The sequence below is a fragment of the Idiomarina sp. MD25a genome (assembly GCF_001870515.1).
GTDB lineage: Bacteria > Pseudomonadota > Gammaproteobacteria > Enterobacterales > Alteromonadaceae > Idiomarina.
In genome coordinates, this window is record NZ_MDGT01000003.1 from 558,023 (window position 1) to 575,209 (window position 17,187).

14 protein-coding genes are annotated in these 17,187 nt (G+C 48.5%); 13 read left to right on the top strand and 1 reads right to left on the bottom strand.

Annotation, left to right across the window (positions count from 1 at the left end):
- Position 1: 1 nt before the first annotated feature.
- From BFR57_RS06715 to BFR57_RS06765, 11 genes are all read left to right on the top strand, one after another.
- Entirely contained in the window at positions 2-1,921 is a 1,920-nt protein-coding gene (locus tag BFR57_RS06715) for a hypothetical protein (RefSeq protein ID WP_290439327.1), read from the top strand.
- A gap of 318 nt (positions 1,922-2,239) precedes the next feature.
- Positions 2,240-3,301: a hypothetical protein gene (locus BFR57_RS06720; RefSeq protein ID WP_071463235.1), complete on the top strand. Its 1,062-nt coding sequence runs from the start codon at positions 2,240-2,242 to the stop codon at positions 3,299-3,301.
- Positions 3,302-3,316: 15 nt separating this feature from the next.
- A complete protein-coding gene (locus BFR57_RS06725; RefSeq protein ID WP_071463236.1) occupies positions 3,317-4,483 on the top strand; it encodes a nucleotide sugar dehydrogenase in 1,167 nt (388 codons plus the stop codon).
- A 23-nt stretch (positions 4,484-4,506) separates the two neighbouring features.
- Complete coding sequence (gene galE, locus BFR57_RS06730; protein ID WP_071463237.1) at positions 4,507-5,571, top strand: UDP-glucose 4-epimerase GalE; 1,065 nt, start codon at positions 4,507-4,509, stop codon at positions 5,569-5,571.
- A complete protein-coding gene (gene pgi / locus BFR57_RS06735) occupies positions 5,558-7,039 on the top strand; it encodes a glucose-6-phosphate isomerase (protein ID WP_071463238.1) in 1,482 nt (493 codons plus the stop codon). The genes galE and pgi overlap by 14 nt, the downstream gene beginning before the upstream one ends.
- Positions 7,029-7,628, top strand: coding sequence for an adenylyl-sulfate kinase (gene cysC / locus BFR57_RS06740; RefSeq protein ID WP_071463239.1), 600 nt, complete (start codon positions 7,029-7,031; stop codon positions 7,626-7,628). Before pgi ends, cysC begins: the two co-directional genes overlap by 11 nt.
- Positions 7,629-7,643: 15 nt before the next feature.
- Positions 7,644-8,390, top strand: coding sequence for a 3'(2'),5'-bisphosphate nucleotidase CysQ (cysQ, locus tag BFR57_RS06745; protein WP_071463240.1), 747 nt, complete (start codon positions 7,644-7,646; stop codon positions 8,388-8,390).
- A 140-nt stretch (positions 8,391-8,530) separates the two neighbouring features.
- Positions 8,531-10,756: a S8 family serine peptidase gene (locus BFR57_RS06750; RefSeq protein WP_071463241.1), complete on the top strand. Its 2,226-nt coding sequence runs from the start codon at positions 8,531-8,533 to the stop codon at positions 10,754-10,756.
- Positions 10,757-10,776: 20 nt separating this feature from the next.
- Positions 10,777-11,262 carry a hypothetical protein gene (locus BFR57_RS06755; RefSeq protein ID WP_071463242.1) on the top strand — a complete coding sequence of 162 codons (486 nt, stop codon included), beginning with the start codon at positions 10,777-10,779 and terminating at the stop codon, positions 11,260-11,262.
- 123 nt (positions 11,263-11,385) lie between these two features.
- Positions 11,386-12,705 carry an alkaline phosphatase gene (locus BFR57_RS06760; RefSeq protein ID WP_071463243.1) on the top strand — a complete coding sequence of 440 codons (1,320 nt, stop codon included), beginning with the start codon at positions 11,386-11,388 and terminating at the stop codon, positions 12,703-12,705.
- A 134-nt stretch (positions 12,706-12,839) separates the two neighbouring features.
- Positions 12,840-13,235 (top strand): hypothetical protein, encoded by a 396-nt coding sequence (locus tag BFR57_RS06765; protein ID WP_071463244.1) that lies wholly within the window; start codon positions 12,840-12,842, stop codon positions 13,233-13,235.
- A gap of 32 nt (positions 13,236-13,267) precedes the next feature.
- Here the strand turns inward: BFR57_RS06765 and BFR57_RS06770 are convergent, their stop codons facing one another.
- The gene (locus tag BFR57_RS06770) at positions 13,268-14,443 is read right to left on the bottom strand and encodes a DcaP family trimeric outer membrane transporter (RefSeq protein WP_071463245.1); all 1,176 of its coding nucleotides are present in this window, start codon (positions 14,441-14,443) and stop codon (positions 13,268-13,270) included.
- A gap of 158 nt (positions 14,444-14,601) precedes the next feature.
- On the opposite strand from BFR57_RS06770, the gene acs reads away from it, so the two are divergent.
- Entirely contained in the window at positions 14,602-16,542 is a 1,941-nt protein-coding gene (acs, locus tag BFR57_RS06775) for an acetate--CoA ligase (RefSeq protein WP_071463246.1), read from the top strand.
- Between the two features lie 12 nt (positions 16,543-16,554).
- Positions 16,555-17,187 carry a response regulator transcription factor gene (locus tag BFR57_RS06780; protein ID WP_006954150.1) on the top strand — a complete coding sequence of 211 codons (633 nt, stop codon included), beginning with the start codon at positions 16,555-16,557 and terminating at the stop codon, positions 17,185-17,187.

Sequence of the window (17,187 nt, forward strand, 5' to 3'; positions counted from 1 at the left end):
CATGCTCAACGCGCGTGTCGAGTATAAATCACCGAGACGACCTCACTTTACAAAAAAACACGCAGAGGGGGTATTAGCGTGGGGCTACAAAGCTTCCGCAATCAAGGCCCAGAGGCTGGCACAGCAAATGAAGCTGCCTGTTGTGCGGCTAGAAGATGCGTTTTTACGTTCTGTTAAACTGGGGTTTGAGTCTTCACCATTGGGTATCGTGATCGATCGCGGAGGGATGTATTATGATCCTGCGTCGCCATCGGACCTATTTAAGCTGATTCCTGAATCGTTAAATGATCAACAAACAGCGCGTGCTGAGGCGCTTATCATACAATGGCGCGACGCACGAGTGTCTAAGTATAACCATTGCCGTCCGCTCGAGATTGATTATTCAGGACCTTATGTGTTGGTGGTCGATCAGACGTTTGGTGATGCATCGATAACGCGAGGCGCCGCTGATCCTGAGCGCTTTAAGGTGATGTTGCAAGATGCGAAAGCACGCTATCCAAACCATAAGGTGGTTATCAAGACCCACCCGGATGTGCTCGCGGGCACTAAGCAAGGGCACTTTGACCCGGATAACCTAAAAGATGACTCGCAAGTCATATTAGAAGGTCGCTCTATTCATCCGCCGGATTTATTAGCGGGTGCTGAGGCGGTATTTTGTGTCACCTCGCAGATGGGCTTTGAAGGGTTGTTGTGGGGTAAGCCGGTTTATACCTACGGTATGCCGTTTTATGCAGGTTGGGGACTCACGCACGACTATCTTAAGTCACCTGAATCACGTTGCGTTGCCTCACTCGTACAGTTGGTTCATGCGGCATTGGTGCGGTACGCTCGTTATTGGCATCCTGAACGTCAACAGTGTTGTGAAATAGAGTCGTTGATTGATTGGATAGCTAAACAACGCGAGTATCGTTCTGCCTTTCCTCCACAACTTACTGCGGAGCGTTTTCCTCGTTGGAAAAAGCCATTTATCGAACAGTATCTAGATGGCACCGATCTCACCTTTTTGCCGCGTCATGTTGCGCCGCCGAAGGATACGCTTTATGTGGGGTGGGGTCGCAAAGACCATACGCCGCGTATTTCCGTGGAAGATGGTTTTATTCGCTCGGTGGGGTTGGGCGCTGATTTAACGGCACCTAAATCTTGGGTGATTGATGATTTGGGTATGTACTACGATGCCACTCGTCCTTCTCGTTTAGAGCAGATTCTTGAACATGCGACGTTTAGTGAGCACGAGCTAGCGCGTGCGCGGACAGTGCAACAACGCTTGGTCAACGAGCAAGTTAGTAAGTACAACATCGGCAATGACGCGTGGCAGCGACCTGACGGGGTCGAGCACATCATTTTGGTGCCAGGGCAAGTTGAGTCGGACGCATCGATACAGTTCGGGTCACCGCATTTAAAAGCCAATATTGAGCTACTTGAGGCGGTGAGAGAACGCAATCCTGAAGCTTATTTGGTTTATAAGCCACACCCTGATGTCGTCGCCGGATTGCGTAAAGCTGACCAAGCCCAACAGCGTCTTTATGCACTCTGCGATGCGGTGATATTAAACGACAACATGGCGACATTGTTAGGTAAGGTCGATGAAGTGCATACCATGACCTCGTTAACCGGTTTTGAGGCGCTACTACGGGGAATCCCTGTTACCTGTTATGGCCAGCCGTTTTATTCGGGCTGGGGACTCACCACCGACATCGACCCCAATGCACGACGCAACCAGAAGCGGTCGTTAGCCGAACTCGTTGCTGCGACGTTAATTCGTTATCCGCGTTACTTGAGTCGCAAAAGTGGCGCATTGTGTGAAGTGGAGCAAGCGCTTGATGAGATTGCTGAAGAGCGTGCCTGGGCGAGCGAAGCGAGTGCACTTAAGCTGTGGCGAACAAGACTAAAACGGGTGCTTTTGCGGTTTAAGCGTTTTTAAATAGCGAATATAGTATAATGATCATAATTAAAGGTTATTGAATGATAGTTATGACTATTGCATAGTGATATGCTACGCCAATATGGACAACGCTTATAGCATAAAAACCACATTTAACCGTGGACATATTAAGCAATAACAAATTTTACAACTTGATTGCAGCGACTTTAATGGAATATCCGCTATAATTGAGTAATAATTCCAACGTGTAACGCTGTGTTTAAAACACACCCAGCAACAAAACAAAAACGAAAATTAATAATTCATCATGTTGCGCTGATTGAGTTACACAACGGGCAGTTTTAGCAAGGATTTTGAATGATCATCGAGCATTGGCTCTCGTTGCCAGTTTGTTTTATTGTAACGGCACTTGCCATTAAGCATTTTAGACATCGCGCACGCATTTGGGGGCTGGTTGACCACCCGAATGAGCGAAAACTCCATACCGATAAAACGCCGCTTGTCGGCGGTCTTGCGATCTTTTTAGGGCTGTTGTTCGCCTTTGGCGTATGGGCACCCGAGCATGCGACTTTCCGCTTCTTTATTTTGGCGGCGAGTTTGGTGGTCGCAGTGGGGATTGTCGACGACCGCTATGATATCAGCATACGCATGCGCCTATTGGGACAGGTGCTTGCCGCCACACTGATTGTGATATCCGGTGATGCGCGGATTGACTCGCTTGGCAACCTGTTGGGTAATGGCGAGATTCTGTTAGGGCCATTGGCAGGCGGTTTTACAGTGTTTGCCGTGGTGGGCGTTATGAACGCATTTAACATGGTAGACGGTATTGATGGACTGCTCGGTTCGCTGGTACTGGTTGCAGTAGCCGCGTTTGCGGCGTTGTGCTTATTCGTTGGCAATAGTACGTTATTTTTTGTCAGCGCGTTGATATTTGCCGCTTTAATTCCTTATCTGTATGCCAACATGAAACCTGAGGGTCATACCTGCAAGGTCTTTATGGGGGATGCCGGGTCGATGTTGCTCGGTTTTACTGTTTCTTGGTTGTTTATTATGGGCTCACAGCCTTCAGGACCCTTGCCGCAAGTGATGGAGCCGATTACTGCACTGTTTTTTGTCGCAGTGCCATTTTGGGATTTACAAACGGTGGTTGCGCGACGCTTAAAACAAAAACGTAATCCGTTTAGAGCAGACCGTCAGCATATTCACCATCTTTATGAAAAGGCGGGTTACTCTAAACGAACTACACTCATATCGTTACTTGTAATAGGTGTGTTGATTGCAGGTATCGGTATTTTCATGCAACTATTGGCTGTTTCAGAGCCCATCAGACTGATGGTGTTTGCCTTGATTGGGTGCGGCTTTGTCTACCTGACCAAGTTTTTAAAAGATCGAATGACTAAAGAAATAGAATCACAATAGGGACAGAGGGTTTTGATGAAGATAGCGGTTGCCGGGACAGGCTATGTGGGTTTTTCAAATGCAGTACTATTAGCTAAACATCATCAAGTAACTGCAGTTGATATTGTGCAAGCTAAGGTAGACGCCATTAATCAAGGTCGCTCACCGATTAAAGATCGCGATATCGATAAGTTTCGTGCACAGCATCAACTGGACTTAAGGGCGACAACCGATATACAAGAAGGATACGCTGGCGCAGAGCTGGTGATTATCGCCACCCCAACAGATTACGACCTTGAGACTAACTATTTTAATACCCAGACGGTCGAGCAAGCCATTTCACAAGTGCGCAGTGTGAATCACGATGCACTGATTGTTATTAAGTCGACTATTCCGGTTGGCTTTACCAAAGCGCTGTGCGAGGAACTTGGCGATAGTCAGATTATCTTTTCACCGGAGTTTTTACGTGAAGGCCAAGCACTACACGATAACTTGTATCCGTCGCGTATCGTGGTAGGTGACCGTGGTCAAAACGGTGAACTGTTCGCCAACTTGATGAAAGAAGCGGCAGTGGTTGATGATATCCCTTGTTTGTTAACCGATTCCACCGAAGCGGAGGCGATAAAGCTATTTGCCAATACTTATTTGGCGATGCGTGTTGCGTACTTTAATGAGTTAGACACTTATGCGGCAAAGCATGGACTCAATACACGTCAAATTGTGGATGGCATCTCTTTAGATCCGCGTATCGGCAATCACTACAACAATCCGTCCTTTGGTTATGGCGGTTATTGTTTGCCTAAAGATACTAAGCAATTATTGGCTAACTATAACGACATACCGCAAACCATGATCAAAGCGATAGTCGAAGCTAATGATACGCGTAAGAATTTTATCGCTGATGATATTCTCGCACGCAACCCGCAGCATATCGGTATTTACCGCTTAGTCATGAAGTCAGGATCTGATAATTTTCGCGCATCTGCAATTCAGGGCGTGATTGAACGGTTGCTTGCCAAGGGCGCGCACGTCACTATCTTTGAGCCAGAATTTAACGGTGACAGGTTCTTAAACGCGCGGGTTGAAAAGAACTTTGAACGTTTTAAAGTTGATTGTGATTTGATTGTTTCGAATCGCCGCGAGCCGGTGCTGGAAGATTGCCTAGATAAAGTCTATAGCCGTGATTTATTCGGCTTGGACTAAAAGAATTAATTAAGAGTAACGACATGAATGTATTAGTAACAGGCGCAGCGGGCTACATTGGGTCTCATACGTTGGTGGCACTGATTGAAGCCGGTCACCAGGTGGTTGCGCTGGATAACCTAGTGAATAGTAGCAAAGAGAGTATCAAGCGGGTTGAGTACATTACCGGCGAAACGATTCCATTTTATGCTACCGATGTGCGCGACACCGCTCAGGTTACCGAAATATTAAAAACACACGCTATTGAATCGGTGATTCATTTCGCGGGCTTAAAAGCCGTGGGTGAGAGTGTAGAGCAACCAACTGCGTACTACTCGGCGAATGTTTACGGAAGTTTGAGCTTGGTTGAGGCGATGCAAGCGGCTGGCGTCACCAGTATTGTGTTCTCGTCCTCTGCGACGGTGTACGGCGAAGATGCACCTGTGCCGTATCAAGAATCAATGCCACGCGGTCGCACCTCGAACCCGTATGGCACCAGCAAAGCCATGGTTGAGAAAATGCTCGAGGATATTCAGCATGCACATTCTGATTGGTCGGTTTCCCTGCTACGCTATTTTAATCCGATTGGTGCGCATCCCTCTGGCCTTATTGGTGAAGACCCGCAAGGTAAGCCTAATAATTTAATGCCATTTATTGCTCAGGTTGCGGTGGGACGCCGCGAACAGCTGTCAATTTTTGGTAATGATTACGATACCGAAGACGGTACCTGTGAGCGAGACTATCTGCACGTTGTCGATTTAGCCGAGGGGCACCGTAAAGCGTTGATTAACGCGAGTAAGCCGGGTGTGCATATTTATAACCTGGGCACGGGTGAGGGCACCTCGGTACTCTCCATGGTGTCGACTTTTGAGCGTGTTAATGGCGTGAGTATTCCGTATCATTTTGCACCCCGTCGTGCCGGTGATCTAGCGGCATTTTGGGCCGATGCAAGCAAAGCTGAGAAAGAGCTAAACTGGCGCACACAGTGTACGCTCGAAGATATGATGCGTGATACGTGGCGCTGGCAGAAAGGTTTTCCGAATGGTTATCGCACACCTATGGAAGGGCAACAGCAGGAACAAGAAGGAAGCAACCATGACGCAAATTAATGGAGCCGGTTTGACACTCGATGTAGCGTTTCAGCAAGAGCGTGTCAGCGCGGTTATCGAGCAGGTTAAATTGCCCGAGCACTTTAACTCGTTGCGTGAGCAATTGATGCAAGGCACCTATATTAATCAAAGTGAGCAGCGTCAGGTTGTCCATTGTTTAGAGCGTGCGGAGAATGCCGAGGGTGAGCGCGCTGCTGGGCGTGAAAAGTTTAACCATATGGTGCATCAGCTGCGCGGTGGTGAATGGCGTGGTGCCACCGGTAAGCGTATTACCGCTGTAGTCAATGTGGGTGTCGGTGGTTCGGACTTGGGCCCTAATATGGGTTCGTTTGCACTTAAAGAGTTCGATGATGGTCACATCGAGGGTGAGCATGCGCTTGATGTGCACTTTGTGTCATCGATGGATGGCGGTCAGCTTTATGCGGTATTGCCTATTATTGACCCAGAGACCACGGTATTTATCGTCGCTTCGAAAAGCTTTGGCACTATCGATACCTTTGCCAATATTAATACGGTGCGTGCTTGGGTAAAACAGCACTTTAACGAGCAAGCGTGGCTTGAACACCATGTGATTGGTGTGTCCTCTAATCAGCAGAAGATGCTGGATTACGGTATTCCGTTGACGCACCAACTACCCTTTGATGAGGGCGTGGGGGGCCGGTTCTCGTTGTGGTCGCCGATTGGTTTGAGTATCGCCTTGAGCTGTGGTCTTCATACGTTTGAACGCATGTTGGCGGGTGCTCGTGCAATGGATCAGCATTTTGCTGAAGCACCTGCCGATGAGAATATTCCGGTATTGATGGCGCTCTACGGCATCTATAACCGCGAACAACTGGGTATCAATAACCTGGCGATATTGCCCTATGATGGTCGTTTGCGGATGTTACCGAATTACCTCCAGCAGCTTGATATGGAGAGTAACGGTAAGCAATCGACCGCAGACAATAGAGCCATTGACTACCCGACTGGACCGATTATTTGGGGTGGTTTTGGACCCAATGGGCAGCACGCGTTTTTCCAACACTTGCATCAGGGTTTTGATCAGTTCGCTGCCGATTTTGTCTTGGTACTGGAGCGGCAAGCGCCGGGGTTCTCTAACGAGGTGGCGGCTCAGTTGGCAGAGCAACAGCAACTTTCGGTGGCTAACTGCTTGGCGCATCGTCAGTTAATGAAATTCGGCGATAAAAATAGCGATTCGCCACGCGATCATTATCCGGGCGGTCACCCTTCAAACTTGTTAATGATGCAACAACTGACACCTGAAACCTTCGGCGCTTTGATTGCCGCTTACGAGCATAAAGTATTTACTCAAGGTGTTTATTGGCAGCTCAACTCGTTTGACCAACCGGGGGTAGAAAAGGGTAAGAAGTGCGCCATTGACATCTTGGCGGCATTGAATTCCAATGATGCGCCTCAGTTCGATGCTTCAACTAACGATATTATTAAGAAGGCACGCAATGGACACTAATATAGTTTGGCACCAAGCGGCCGTTTCGCACCAAGAGCGTTGCGAGCAAAAAGGGCATCAGCCCGCTATTTTATGGTTTACTGGATTAAGTGGCTCGGGTAAGTCGACCATCGCCAATGCCGTTGATCGCATGTTATTTGAGCGTGGTTGCCACACTTATTTATTGGATGGTGATAATGTCCGTCACGGTCTTAACAAAGACTTAGGCTTTGATGACGACTCGCGCGTCGAGAATATTCGCCGTATTACCGAGGTGGCTAATCTGTTCGCCGACGCTGGGCTTCTCGTCAGTACTGCGTTTATTTCACCGTTTGTAAGCGACCGCGAGCAGGCACGTGAGTTAGCCGGTGATCGGTTTATTGAGGTGTATGTCGATACACCGTTGGAGGTTTGCGAGCAACGCGATCCCAAAGGTTTGTATAAGAAAGCGCGGAAAGGGGAAATCCCCCATTTTACAGGGATCTCGTCGCCTTATGAGGCGCCTGAGTCGCCCGAAGTCCACCTAAAAACCGCTGAGGTAGTCATCGAAGCCGCTGCTCAGCAAGTGGTTGATTATCTTATCGCTAACGGTTTTATACCCCATCAATAACTAGCAAGGGTTGTTATGTTCAAGAAAGATTTACTGACTATCGCGCGTGATGCAGGTGCTGCAATCATGGATATTTATCAAAACGATGATTTTGGTGTCGAGGCGAAGAGCGACGATAGCCCACTCACTAAGGCTGATTTGGCGGCTCATAAGGTGATTGTGAATGGTTTGAATGACCTCGAACATACGTACCCAATTATTTCCGAAGAAAGCTGCGAAATTTCGTGGACACAACGTAAGAACTGGCACCGCTATTGGTTAGTTGATCCGTTAGACGGTACGAAAGAATTTATTAAACGTAACGGCGAGTTCACCGTTAATATCGCATTGATCGAGCATGGTGAGCCTATTATCGGAGTCGTTTATGCACCGGCTAAAGATGATATGTATTACGGTGAACGTGACTGTGGGGCTGAGTTGAATGGTGAAGCAATCTCGGTCGCTCAGGAACAACCCGATACGTTACGTGTTGTCGGTTCACGTTCACATCCTTCTGAAGAAACGATTGCTTGGTTAGAGCAACAAGGTAAGCCGTATGAGTTGGTACCGATGGGCAGCTCTTTGAAGATCTGTTTAGTTGCGCAAGGCGAGGCGGATGTCTATCCACGTTTAGGTCCAACCAGCGAATGGGACACCGGTGCCGCCCATGCAGTACTTAATGCTGCAGGTGGAATTGTTACCGAAATTGACGGTAGTCCGCTCAAATACAATCAGAAAGAATCGTTCTTGAATCCGTATTTTATCGCTAAATCAGCAAGTTAAGCGAGTTGCTTCAAGTTGATGAGTAATTGTTAATATGAAGTTTACAAACTGTTACATTTTGTTGGAATTTCCTGTTACTAAAAATTAACAATTTCATGTAGCATTGGGTGTCTGGGTAAAAACATAACAATGAGGCTCCCATGACAACCAAATCTTTTAAGCTGGCCACCTTGTCAGCAGCAGTAATTTTCGGTCTCTCTGCCTGTGGCGGTGATGACGACACTAATTACGCACCTGAAGTTAGCAGTGATAACATTGCCGCTGCCGAGCAGTGGTCTCCGGTTTCCGGTTCTGTGACTGCTACTGATGCGAATAATGACAGTCTTACGTATAGCGCAAGAGTTGTTGTTCCTGAGGATTCTGAAACCCCCGGAACGGTTTCTATCGACAGTAGCGGTCACTTCACTTATTTCCCTATCACGATGGACCCTGCGACCATCGAAATCTCTGTGAGCGACGGTGAAGCGACAACGACCGCGCAAGTGATGATTGAAAGCGTAGAAGGTGACCCGCTAGCTAATCAACAATGGCATTTGCGTAACACTGGGCAAATGGCTTACGCGCAGAGCGAAGCATTTTTCGACTTCCTGATTAACAGCTTCGGCTACACCGAAGACCAAGCTTACGAGCTGTTCCAAGACTCAACCGTTTCTCAAGCAGGAAACGACATGAACATTGCTGCGGCACATATGCAAGGTGCATTTGGCCAAGGCATGATCGTGGGTGTTGTAGACTCGGGCTTAGAGCTGAATCACCCTGATTTGCGCGCTAATATCGCAGCCAATAAATCATTAAACTTAATCAGTGGCGCGACCAATAAGGGCGACCCGACGAGCTCAAGTGTGATGGGTGACCATGGTACGTCTGTCGGTGGCTTAATTGCAGCGGCTGCGAACAACGGCCTGGGTGGTCGTGGTGTAGCGCCTCAGGCCCACATTTTTGGTGTGAACTTCCTTGGTGGAGGGGGCACACAAACCACTTTAAATCGCGGTTTGAGCCATGGTATCCCGGGTAGTGGTATCAGCGAAAACGATCCTATTATCGCTTACAACCGCAGCTATGGTATTTCAGTACCATTTGCGTTGGCGTGGTCAGCAACTGATGAGTCGTTCGCGACTTATACCATGCTTGGTTTACGGGGCGGCTTAGGTGCTGTCAACGTAAAATCATCAGGTAACGCGTTTAACGATACAGGCAGTGCCGGTTACTTCTCGGATATCTGTGATGCTACAGGGGCGACAGAAGCAGGCTTGAGCTGTATCAATGGTAACTTTGATCCAAGCAATGGTAGTTTCTTCAACGTCTCAGTGGCTGCGGTTAATGCGGATGGTACCCATACCAGTTACTCAACGGCTGGTTCTAACGTATTTGTATCAGCCCCTGCGGGTGAGTACGGTGAAATTGAACCTGCGATGATCACCACTGACCAATCAACCTGTTTACAAGGTTATTCAAGCTTCCCATACGGTGACTCGCTTGATGGCCAAGTCGGTGTGCCAGGCTATTATGCCGGTGTCCAGTCTTTCAACGCACCGGGCCACCCAGACAACGTATCGTGTGATTACACTAGCACCTTTAACGGTACTTCATCTGCTGCGCCGAACGCGTCAGGTGTAGTGGCATTGATTGGTTCTGCCAATCCAGACCTGAGTGCACGTGAGATTCGCCATATCTTAGCGAGCACAGCAACGGTTATTGATGCAGAAGATCCAGGTGCAGTCCTAACGGTCGGCGATGGTGAGTTTGTTGCTGACGCAGGTTGGATTGAGAACGCTGCGGGTTATAACTTTAACCTGAAATACGGCTTTGGTCGCGTCAACGCGGGCGATGCGGTTGCCATGGCTAAAGAAATGACGGCCGGTTCAATGGGTCCGTTGATGACTTCGGACTGGGTTGACGTTTCTCCAGAAACGCCGGTTGACGTTCCTGACAATGATCCAGCGGGTGCGACTTACAGCTTCGAAATGGAAGCCGGTATGACGCTGGAAGGCTTGGAGTTCCAACTCACTGTTGCTAACGATGACTTTGCAGGTTGTGCTTTATCGACTGCAGGTAACGACTTAGCGGTTGAAGTGACTTCACCAGCGGGCACGACTACACAACTATTGACCGGTCGCCAAGCACTTAACGTGGGCGCAGACGGCGTTTGTAGTCAGTACATCTTAGAAGACACACGCTTCTTAGCAAACGCGTTCTACGGCGAAGATGTCGCAGGTACTTGGACGATTCGTTTAGTCGATACTAATGGCGAAGACTTGATTGCTGATGGTCGTGCGGTAGGCGGTGTGTTTGGCGATACCTTCGCTAACAACAGCACGCCATCGCGTCTAGAAGCTGTTTCAGTCCGTGCATTTGGTCACCAATAATAGAGCGCTAGGAGATTATTATGAATAAGGTATTTTTAATTGCAGCAGTCGCTCTGGGTGTCGCATCAACCAGTGCTATGGCACAGGATGATGGCAAATTGCCACACCGCACAAAAGCGGAAGCGCCTGCAAAAGCATTTAACGTAGGTAATGATTACAAAACCTATCGTTTTACCAAGTTACCAGAGGGCGCTGATCCAGTGCTTAAAGGCCGTAACGATGCTTTACTTGCTGGTACTGAAATGACTAACAGCATTACAGGTAAGCCCGCATTCGTCTCAGGTGTTATTTCGGTACTAATGAACACCTATGATGCAGACAGCGTTGCTAACCAACTGGGTTTAACGGTCGAGCGTGTTTATCCACGTTTAGACTTAGTACTTTTCAAGGCCGCGGAAGGCACTGAAATGCTGTCGTTACGCAAATCCATTAAGGCAATTGAGGGCGTTAATGGTGCAGACATTGAAATCGTCGAAGAACGCATGACGGCAGATGTATTGAGATAATGTGACAAGGACTGTGTACAGGCTCAAATAGAGATTTCCCTGGTGTTTTGAGTCGGTACATACATTTGTCATAATTTCTCTGCTAAGATTGGCCCCATTACTTGTTAATGGGGCCATTTTTGTATGAAGCGTTCTATTTTAACCGCCGCTTTGGCGTTATCTTTTTCAGCAGGCTCGGTGTCTGCTTTCGCAAACGAACACAATGACGATCCAAACATCATCTATATCATCGGTGATGGTATGGGCTTTGAGTATATTAGTGCTTACCGCTATGCGATGTCGGATCTTGAAACACACACGGTTGCACCGATTGAATTTGATGCCATGCTTACGGGCGCCGCAACTACTTATCCTGAAGATAATACATGGGTCACTGATTCTGCCGCGGGTGCGACCGCGTTAGCCACAGGTGAGAAAACCTACAATGGTGCGATTGCGGTCGACAATGATAAGCATCCACTGAAAACCATAATGGAAATGGCCAAAGACAATGGTTGGGCTACGGGCGCTGTCTCGACCTCGCAAGTTAACCATGCAACACCCGCATCATTCTTTAACCACCACCCTTCACGTTATGAATATAACGAGATTGCTGATTTGATCGCTGAACAAGTGGTTAATGGCAAGCCTTCGTTTGACGTTTTGCTAGGCGGCGGACGGAGTTACTTCGAGCGCGAAGATAAGAACTGGTTTGAGATCTTGCCTGATTATGGCTTAACGATTACCACGGATTTGAACTCCTTAGATCAAATTGACGAAACGCCTGTATTGGGCGCATTTGCCCCTAAAGGCTTGCCATTTGCCATTGACGGTGATGTGAATGCCTTGGCAAAGATGACCGACGCCGCGCTGCGTTTGCTTGAGCCGAAAGAGGGTTCGTTTGCACTAATGATTGAGGGTAGTGAAATCGACTGGTGTGGGCATGCTAATGATATTGCTTGTGCGGTGCACGAGATGGATGGCTTAAATCGCGCTCTTGAAGTGGTACGTGAGTTTCAAGAGAAGCACCCGAATACATTAGTAGTGATGACGGCTGACCACTCGACCGGCGGTTTAACATTGGGCCGCGACGGCGACTACGCCTGGTACTCCGACCGTGTAATGAACATCGAATCATCGATTAGCTCAATGGTGTCTGACTTGCTAGGAATGGAAGCCGACGAGTGGGCGGGTTATGTTGCCGATAAAGTAAATTATGAACTGACTGAAGAGTACGTTGATGAGCTGATGGCAGCGGCTGATGAAGATGAGGACGACCGTAAAGACGCATTACATGATGCTTTGGTCTATATTACCGGCGACATCACAGGCACCGGCTGGACGACCAGCGGACACACCGGCATCGATGTGCCTGTATTTGCTCGTGGGCCTCATAGCGACGCGTTCCGTGGCTACATGAACAATACAGACATCGCCAAAGCACTGATAAATATCGTGAAGTAAAGGCTGTTAAGCAACCCGATATAAAGCCGCGCATGCGTAGAGTATGTGCGGCTTTTTTGTAAATAATTGCTATATAAACTTGCAAATGAGAACCGTTCGTATTTAAATGGGTTATCCGTTGAGAGGGGGTGACTATGAATGTGTTCCAACAGCAAGAACTACTATATCAACAATTGCGTCTAGGCTCGGGGTATTTAAAACGTGCCCAGTGGCAACATGCACACTCAATACTCAATGATGCGCAAGCAACGGCACTTGAGTTATCTCATGTGTCTTGGTTTGCTAGCAACGCCCAACAGCACTATGCCACGGCCGTCATGCTGACTTGTGGTGCCTATGTGCATTTAGATGAGTTCGATAAGGCAAGCGCACTGATTCAAACCGCGACACGACAGTTTGATAATTGGCTGAGTGATAACTCGATGCGTGAGGCGAGAAAAACCTTATACGCGTGCCGTGCGCAGCTCATTAAAGCATGTCGTCATGTGCATCAAGTTGCCGCAGTGCAGATACAAAAAAGCCGCACATAATTTGTGCGGCTTTTTTTATTGGCAGAACCTGCTTAGAACGCGTATTTAGCCATGAATTGAACGCGGTTTAAGTCGCCATCAATACCTGCTTCGGTTTCACGCTGTGCTTTCGAGATTTCAGCACCGAAGGTTAGATTAGATGCCGCGCTGTACATCACGTTGAACGCTAGGCGTTGTGAATATTCGGTCGCGCCACCACCGACTAAGGTTTCAGGATTATCGGCCCAACCGCGTGAGTAAATCACGTTCGAGCGAATTTTGTCCGTCCAGAAATGGCGATATGCAAACGAGATACCGGTTGAATCGATCGCTTCTAAGTCACCGTTGGCATCGATTACCGCGCCATTCCATTGGTTAAGCGCAAGGTACCGACCTAAACCCGAGCCTGTAGTAATTGACGCGCGGATGTCGTCCATGCCAAAGCTGTATTTTGCGCCTAAGCTCACGCCGTACCCAAATTCGGTTTCGTCGTCGCCATCACCGTTTACGTCATAGGTTAACTGACGTAACAGGGTCGATGCCTGCCAAGTGAGGTTATCGCTCTTGCCAGTGTATTTAAAGGTCACGTCCGGCATAAAGCCATCGCTCGAAACGATACGTCCGTTACCGTTAGCAATGGTATCTGTGACTGTGGTTTCTGGGTTCTCGATAGACATGCTGAAGCCGCCAGAGGTGTAGCGGATCTGCGCTTGACGGTTAAATACGATACCGTCAGTGACACCGATGAAGTCAACAGACTCACCTAAGATGTTGAGGTCTTGGAAGTTTGACCAAGTTTGGCCAAAGGTCCAATTTTTGTATTTGATGAATGCGTGACGCAAACGCGGATTATACGAGTTGGAGATGCGTTGGTCACCGTCAGGGGTCAATTGGAAATCCATCTCAACGTGACCGGTCAGTACTTCACCGTTATCGAGTTCCGTTTTTGTGCTGAGGAAAAAACGTGACTCACGTGCACTGAAGTCAGTGACCATATCATCGCCATTACCGCCTACTGGCGTCAGGCTTGGAATATATTGTTGGCGCGCAATGCTGCCACTCGCTGGCGCTTGACCATCGGTGTAGTCAGAAACCATTAAGTCGAGTTTTACGTATCCACCAAAAGATACGTCAGTGTCTGCTGCTTGTGCGCTGATTGATGCGGTGCCGAGCGCCGCTGCGATAGCTGCAGATAATGCAATAGATTGTGTAGAGCGTGCTTTTGCCATGGTGTTCTCCCGTGTGAAAGCCGTCGTTATTGTATTATTCACGCCAGTAATTCTCGGTAATTGGTCAGTTTTTAGCAATCTAGACTATGGTCTAATAGTGTTAATAAAGTGTAGTACGTACAACAGTTACCATCTTGCGAATAAAGGAGGAAGAGGTAATGTCGCAACTGTACAAAGTTCCAGAAAACATAAAAAACACAGCGAAAATTACAAACGACGATTATTTGGAAATGTATCAAGCGTCGATTAATGACCCAGAGGGCTTCTGGCGTGAACAGGGTAAACGAATCACGTGGTTTACTCCATACACCAAAGTCAAAAATACCTCTTTTAGTCCGGGCAACATCAATATTAAATGGTACCAAGACGGTACGCTTAACGCCTGTTATAACTGTATTGACCGTCACCTTGCCGATAAGGCCGATAAAACAGCCATCATCTGGGAGGGTGATGACCCGAGTGTCGACAAGCACATTACGTATCGCGAGATGCATAAGGAAGTTTCCCGCTTCGCCAATGGACTGAAGAAGCTGGGCGTTGGCAAAGGTGATCGTGTGGCGATTTACATGCCGATGGTACCTGAGGCAGCTTATGCCATGCTAGCGTGTGCGCGTATCGGTGCGGTGCATTCGGTCATTTTTGGTGGCTTCTCCCCGAATGCCATTGCTGATCGAATCAACGACTGTGGCGCTAAGGTGATTATCACCGCTGATGAAGGACGTCGCGGTGGTAGCACCATTGGTTTGAAGAAAAACGTTGATGCGGCGCTCGAAGACGACGCCTGTCCAACCTTGGAGCATGTTGTCGTTAGCCAAGTCACCGAAGGCGCTGTGAATTGGACTGAAGGTCGCGATGTATGGTGGCATGAGCTCATTGCCGACGTCAGCGAAGAATGTCAGCCGGAAGTCATGGGTGCGGAAGACCCGCTGTTTATTCTTTATACATCAGGCTCGACGGGTAAGCCGAAAGGCGTTGTGCACACTACCGGTGGCTACATGGTGTGGGCGTCCATGACACACGAATATGTATTTGATTGTCACGACGACGATATTTATTGGTGTGCGGCGGATGTGGGCTGGATTACCGGTCACTCATACATCGTTTATGGTCCCTTCGCGAACGGCGCAACCTCATTAATGTTTGAAGGCGTACCGACATACCCGGGCGTGGGTCGTATTGGTGAGATCGTCGATAAACATCAAGTATCGATTCTTTATACAGCACCGACGGCGATTCGCGCGCTGATGGCAAAAGGCGATGAAGCTGCGAAAACCTCAACACGTGAATCATTGCGTGTACTGGGCAGTGTGGGGGAGCCTATTAATCCAGAAGCATGGGAGTGGTATCACAAGCGTATTGGTAACGGTCAGTGTCCGATTATGGATACGTGGTGGCAGACCGAGACCGGCGGCATCATGATTACGCCATTGCCAGGCGCCACTGATTTAAAACCAGGCTCAGCGACGCGACCTTTCTTTGGTGTCAAACCGGCGCTGGTTGACGGTGAAGGCAATAAACAAGCAGGCGAGGCTGAAGGTGGCTTGATCATTGAGGACTCATGGCCGGGCCAAATGCGTACGCTGTGGGGCGATCACGAACGCTTTGAGCAGACCTATTTCTCGACCTACAAAAATGTCTACTTTACCGGCGACGGTGCCAAACGCGATGCCGATGGCTATTACTGGATTACCGGGCGCGTCGATGATGTCTTGAACGTTTCAGGTCACCGTTTAGGTACTGCTGAAATTGAGAGCGCGTTGGTTGCGCACAGTGCGGTCGCTGAAGCCGCTGTGGTCGGTTTCCCTCATGATATCAAAGGGCAGGGCATTTACGTTTACATTACGCCGGTAGATGGTGTTGAGGTGACCGATGAACTGACCAAAGAGGTACGCAACTGGGTACGTTCAGAGTTAAGCCCGATTGCGACGCCGGATATCTTGCATTGGACGAAAGGTTTACCTAAAACACGGTCAGGAAAAATCATGCGCCGTATCTTGCGCAAGATCGCAGCTAATGAGTTTGATAATTTAGGTGATACCTCTACGCTTGCCGATCCAAGTGTGGTAGATTCTTTGATAGAACATCGTAAGAATCAATAACCTAAAGCGCTCATGGCAAAATTTCTAATAGCAGATGACCACCCGCTGTTTCGCGAGGCGCTTCAAGGCGCGCTCGCGAACCACTTCGAAGAATTGACGCTGCGTGAAGCCGAGGATTTAGACTCGACACTCGCCGCGCTTAATGAAGACGATGACGTGGATCTTCTGCTGTTGGACTTACACATGCCGGGTAGCGGTGACCTATATGGTCTTATTCGGGTACGGGAAGATTATCCAATGCTTCCCGTTGCCATTATCTCGGGTTCTGAAGATGCATCCATCGTGGCTAAATGCATCGGCTTTGGCGCCCTGGGGTTTATCCCAAAATCACTTCCTTCAGCGCAAATTGCCGAAGCGATTAGTACCATTCTCGATGGCGATACCTGGGTACCGAAAGATAATCGTGACCGACTCGATGGTATTTCAAACGAGGATCAAGAGCTGGCGCGTAAAGTTTCAGAATTAACACCTCAACAATATCGCGTGCTGCACTTTCTACACGAAGGCCTTCTTAATAAACAGATTGCGTATCAGCTCAACATCACTGAAGCGACTGTTAAAGCGCATATCACCGCCATCTTCCGTAAGCTTGGGGTTTATAGCCGTACGCAAGCTGTCCTAGTGGCTGAACGTTTGCAATTGTAG